The sequence below is a fragment of the Nocardia sp. NPDC004722 genome (assembly GCF_053601505.1).
The window spans coordinates 1-5,003 of record NZ_JBSGBY010000604.1; the positions used below are offsets into that span (position 1 = coordinate 1).

General features: G+C 69.5%; 5 protein-coding genes and 1 pseudogene. 1 reads left to right on the forward strand and 5 read right to left on the reverse strand.

From position 1 onward, the window contains the following. From ACWELQ_RS37770 to argC, 5 genes and pseudogenes are all read right to left on the reverse strand, one after another. A pseudogene (locus ACWELQ_RS37770) lies at positions 1-369 on the reverse strand (ornithine carbamoyltransferase); the annotation flags it as partial. Beyond that, positions 366-1,559 carry an acetylornithine transaminase gene (locus ACWELQ_RS37775; protein ID WP_452401809.1) on the reverse strand — a complete coding sequence of 398 codons (1,194 nt, stop codon included), beginning with the start codon at positions 1,557-1,559 and terminating at the stop codon, positions 366-368. The gene ACWELQ_RS37775 and the pseudogene ACWELQ_RS37770, both read right to left, overlap by 4 nt. Next, on the reverse strand, positions 1,556-2,455 hold the full coding sequence (gene argB, locus ACWELQ_RS37780) for an acetylglutamate kinase (RefSeq protein ID WP_452401810.1): 900 nt from the start codon (positions 2,453-2,455) through the stop codon (positions 1,556-1,558). The genes ACWELQ_RS37775 and argB overlap by 4 nt, the downstream gene beginning before the upstream one ends. Then, positions 2,452-3,660 (reverse strand): bifunctional glutamate N-acetyltransferase/amino-acid acetyltransferase ArgJ, encoded by a 1,209-nt coding sequence (gene argJ / locus ACWELQ_RS37785; protein ID WP_452401811.1) that lies wholly within the window; start codon positions 3,658-3,660, stop codon positions 2,452-2,454. Before argJ ends, argB begins: the two co-directional genes overlap by 4 nt. After that, positions 3,657-4,718 carry an N-acetyl-gamma-glutamyl-phosphate reductase gene (argC, locus tag ACWELQ_RS37790; protein WP_452401812.1) on the reverse strand — a complete coding sequence of 354 codons (1,062 nt, stop codon included), beginning with the start codon at positions 4,716-4,718 and terminating at the stop codon, positions 3,657-3,659. Before argC ends, argJ begins: the two co-directional genes overlap by 4 nt. Positions 4,719-4,737: 19 nt before the next feature. On the opposite strand from argC, the gene ACWELQ_RS37795 reads away from it, so the two are divergent. After that, positions 4,738-5,003, forward strand: a 266-nt coding sequence (locus ACWELQ_RS37795) for a hypothetical protein (protein WP_452401813.1), incomplete at its 3' end; no start/stop codon positions are given.

Sequence of the window (5,003 nt, forward strand, 5' to 3'; positions counted from 1 at the left end):
CGCGTTGATGACGGGAACCGTTGCGGCCCCGGCCATCTCGTCCAGTCGCGCCTGCTCGAAGGTGCGCCACACGATGGCGTCCACGTAGCGCGAGAGCACTCGCCCGGTGTCGGCGAGGGTTTCCTCGCGCCCGAGCTGGGTGTCGCGCCCGTCCACCACGACCGCGTGCCCGCCGAGCTGGGCGATGCCCATCTCGAAGGAGAACCGGGTGCGGGTGGAGTTCTTCTCGAACATGACCGCGATGCCGCGCGGGCCCGCCAGCGGCTTGCGGGCGAGCGGGTCGGCCTTCAATTCCGCTGCCAGGGCCAGGATTTCGGCCTGTTCGGCGGGGGTGACGTCGTCGTCACGCAGGAAATGCCGGATGGTCACTTGGTCTCCTTCGGGGCCTGAGCGGCATCCAGGATGCCGGGCAGGTCGGACAGGAAGTTCTCGGCCTGGGTCTCGGTGAGCACCAGTGGCGGGGCCAGCCGGATCACATTGGGCTTGGCCGGGTTGAGCAGGTATCCGGCCTCCCGCGCGGCGGAGTCCACCTGCGCGGAAACATCGGCGGTGAGCTGGATTCCGATCAGCAGCCCGGCGCCGCGCACATGGTCGACGAGCGGGTGGTCGAGGCTTTCGATGCCGTCGACCAGGATCTTGCCGACGGTCTCCACATGCGAGAGCAAACCCTCTTCGTCGATGGTCCGCAACACGGCCAGCGCGGCCGCCGCGCACACCGGGTTGCCGCCGAAGGTGGTGCCGTGCATGCCCGGTTGCAGCAGGTCCGCGGCCGGGCCCTGGGCCAGCACCGCGCCGATGGGCAGGCCGCCGCCGAGGCCCTTGGCCAGGGTGATGACATCGGGCACGATGCCCGCCGACTGGTGCGCGTAGAACGCGCCGGTGCGGCCGATACCGGTCTGCACCTCGTCCAGGATCAGCAGTGCGCCATGCTCTTTGGTGATGGCGCGAGCCTTGGCCAGGTAGTCGGCCGGGGGCACCACGACGCCGCTCTCCCCCATGATGGGTTCGAGGAACACCGCGGCGGTGTCCTGGTCCACGACAGCGGCCAGCGCCGCCGCGTCGCCATAGGGCACGTGCACGACGCCGGGCGGCATGGGCGCGAACGGTTCCCGCTTGCCCGGCTGCCCGGTGAGCGCGAGCGCGCCCATGGTGCGGCCGTGGAACGCCTCCTCGCAGGCGATGATCTTGGTGCGTCCGGTCAGCCGCGCCATCTTGAACGCGGCCTCGTTGGCCTCGGTGCCGGAGTTGCAGAAGAACGCCTTGCCGTTGCCGTCCCCGAAGTGCGCGAGCAGCCGCTCGGCCAGTTCGATGACCGGTTCGGAGGCATACAGATTCGAGACATGGCCCAGCGTCCCGAGCTGCGCGGTGACCGCCGCGAGAATCGCCGGATGCGCGTGCCCGAGGCTGTTGACCGCGATGCCGCCCAGAAAATCCAGGTAGCGCTTGCCGTCCGCGTCGTAGACCACCGCGCCCGCGCCGCGCACGAGTGCGATCTTCGGGGTCCCGTAGTTGTTCATGAGGGCGGAATTCCACCGCACCTGCAGGTCGGCTGTCGTCATGAGATCTCCTGTGCTGGGGTGACCATCGTGCCGATGCCCTCCCCGGTGAACAGTTCCAGCAGGACCGAATGGGCCACGCGCCCGTCGATGACGTGCGCGGTCGGGACGCCGCCCTCGACGGCACGCAGGCAGGCTTCCATCTTGGGCACCATGCCCTCGTCCAGCGACGGCAGCAACTTGGCGAGCGCGTCGGTGTCGATGCGGGTGGTCAGCGACGAGCGGTCGGGCCAGTTCGTGTAGAGGCCCTCGACATCGGTGAGGATAACCAGCTTCTCCGCGCCGATGCCCTCCGCGAGCGCGGCCGCGGCGGTGTCGGCGTTGATGTTGTGGACCACTCCGTCGGCGTCCGGGGCGATGGTGGAGACCACCGGAATCCGGCCCGCCGCAATGAGATCCAGCACGGCCGACGGTTCGACGGAGGTGACGTCGCCGACCAGGCCGATATCGGTGGGCTCGCCGTCGACCTGCACGGTGCGCCGCGTCGCGGTGAACAAGTGCGCGTCCTCGCCGGAGATGCCGACCGCGTACGGGCCATGAGCGTTGATGAGCCCCACCAGTTCCCGGCCCACCTGCCCGAACAGCACCATCCGCACCACGTCCATGACTTCGGGCGTGGTGACCCGGAAGCCGCCGCGGAATTCCCCGGTCATGCCGAGCTTCTTCAGCATGGCGCTGATCTGCGGTCCGCCACCGTGCACCACCACCGGGTGCACGCCGACCGTGCGCAGGAACGCCATATCGGCCGCGAACGCCCGCTTGAGCTCGTCGTCGATCATGGCGTTGCCGCCGTACTTCACGACCACGATCTTGTCGCGGAACTTCTGCAGCCACGGCAGCGCGTCGGCGAGGACGTGCGCCTTGTCGAGGGCCGAAAGCTGTTTCAGCACATCGTTCATGAGCTGTAGGCCGAGTTCTCTTCGACGTAGCCGTGCGAGAGGTCGGTGGTGCGCACGGTGGCCTCACCGTCGCCCAGGTTCAGCTCGACGAGCACGGCGATATCGGCCCCGGAAAGGTCCACCTCGCGCGCGCCCGGCGCACCCGCGCCGTCGACGCACACCGGAGATCCGTTGAACGACACCGAAACCCGGTTGGGATCCAGTTCGATGGGCGCGATGCCGATCGAGGCCAGCACCCGGCCCCAGTTCGGGTCCGACCCGAAGAACGCGGTCTTGACCAGCGAGTCACGGGCGATGGCCCGCGCGCCGATGAGCGCTTCCGCTTCGCTGACAGCGCCTTTCACGGTGATGTGCACGCGCTTGGTGACACCCTCGGCATCACCCATGAGCTGTTCGGCGAGATCGTCACAGACCGCGAGCACGGCCGCGTTCAGATCCGCCTGCGACGGCGTGACCCCGGACGCGCCGTTGGCCAGCAGCAGCACGGTGTCATTGGTGGAGCAGGAGCCGTCGACGTCCAGGCGGTCGAAGGTGTAGCCGGTCGCGTTGCGCAGCGCCTCGTCCAACTGCTCGGGCGTGGCGATCACGTCGGTGGTGAGCACCACGAGCATGGTGGCCAGCGACGGCGCGAGCATGCCCGCGCCCTTGGCCATGCCGCCCACGTTCCACTTGTCCTTGTGGTGGAACGCGGCCTCTTTCGGCACCGTGTCGGTGGTCATGATGGCGCGCGCGGCCTCCGCGCCGCCCTGCAGGCCGCCGCCCATCTCGTGCACGATCTCGGTGACGGCCGGGATCAGCTTGTCCATCGGCAGCCGGTCACCGATCAAACCGGTGGAGCAGACCGCGATCTCACCCGCCCCGGTCTCGGTGCCCCAGTTGCTCAACGCCTTCGCGAGCTCCTCGGCGGTGGCGTGGGTGTCCTGGAAGCCGCCCGGTCCGGTACAGGCGTTCGCGCCACCGGAATTCAGGATGACCGCGCGCAGCCGGCCGCCGGTCAGCACCTGCTGCGACCACAGCACCGGCGCGGCCTTGACCTTGTTGCGGGTGAACACGCCCGCCGCCGCGTACTCCGGTCCCTCGTTGAACACCAGCGCGAGATCCGGCTTGCCGGACTTCTTGATGCCCGCCGCGATGCCCGCGGCCCGGAATCCCAACGGTGCGGTGACGCCCTGGGTCCGCACCAGCTTGCCGTCATCGATTGTCACGGTGCCACTCCTACGGTGGAAAGTCCTGCGGTCTCGTCGATTCCGAGCGCCAGATTCATCGATTGCACCGCGGCGCCCGCGGTGCCCTTGGTCAGATTGTCGATCGCGCCGATGACCACCAGCAGCCCGGCGTCGGTGTCCACGGTCACCTGGAGGGTGACGGCATTGGAGCCGAGCACCGAACCGGTCTGCGGCAGCACGCCTTCGGGCAGCAGGTGCACGAAAGGCTCATCGGCGTAGGCCTTCTCGTAGACGGCGCGCGCGGTCGCGGCGTCCACGCTGGTGGGCGCGGTGCAGGTGGCCAGGATGCCGCGCGGCAGCGGGGCCAGCACAGGGGTGAACGAGACGCTCACGTCCGTGCCGGATGGGTTGGCCGCCTTCAGATTCTGCGAGATCTCCGGGGTGTGCCGGTGCGCGCCCGCGATGCCGTAGGCCCGCAGCGAGCCCATCACCTCCGAACCCAGCAGGCCGACATCGAGTTTGCGGCCCGCGCCCGAAGTACCGCTCACCGCAACCACATTCACGCGCGGCTCGATGATCCCGGCCGCGATGGCCGGGGCCAGCGCCAGGCTCGACACGGTCGGATAGCAGCCGGGCACCGCGATGCGGGTCGCCCCGCGTAGTCGGTCCCGCCCGCCCAGCAGTTCCGGCAGCCCGTAGGGCCAGCTGCCCGCGTACGGGGTGCCGTAATACTTCTCCCACGCGGCCGCGTCGGTGAGCCGGAAGTCCGCGCCGCAGTCGATGATGATCGTGGACTCCGGCAATACGGTGGCGATCGCGGCGGACTGCCCGTGCGGCAGGCCCAGGAACACCACATCGTGCCCGGCCAGCACCTCGACGGTGGTGGCTTCGAGCACCCGGTCGGCCAGCGGCAGCAGATGCGGCTGCAGCTCACCCAGGGTGGTCCCGGCATTGGAGCCCGCGGTCAGCGCCCCGATCTCGAGCTGCCCGCTTCGGTAGGCTGGGTGCCCGAGAAGCAGGCGCAGGACTTCCCCGCCCGCGTATCCGCTCGCACCAGCTACCGCGACCCGCAGGGGCCCGTTGGAGACATCCGCCATGTGATGATTATGCACGACCGTGCAAGCTCATTCACAACCGGGCGGAAATCTGACAGCGAGCGCCGCTTACGGCACACTCGACAGCGCCATGTACGACGACGCCACCCAACCGCTGCCGGTCGTCGGTCCCGAGGCGGGCCGCCAACGCCGGGCACCGGAGACGCCTACCTCGACTTCTCGCCGTGCACGGCGGGCTGAGCCGACCTCGAACAGTCGGCGCGCGGGCAAACGCCGCGCCGGAGGCAAGCCCGAACGCGACGCGGCGGGCAGGCCCGAGCGCACCCC

What these genes read in the sequence shown, in the direction of transcription:
- argB (WP_452401810.1), bottom strand. Translation starts at nt 2,455, where the DNA reads ATGAACGATGTGCTGAAACAGCTTTCGGCCCTCGACAAGGCGCACGTC.
- argC (WP_452401812.1), bottom strand. Translation starts at nt 4,718, where the DNA reads ATGGCGGATGTCTCCAACGGGCCCCTGCGGGTCGCGGTAGCTGGTGCG.
- ACWELQ_RS37775 (WP_452401809.1), bottom strand. Translation starts at nt 1,559, where the DNA reads ATGACGACAGCCGACCTGCAGGTGCGGTGGAATTCCGCCCTCATGAAC.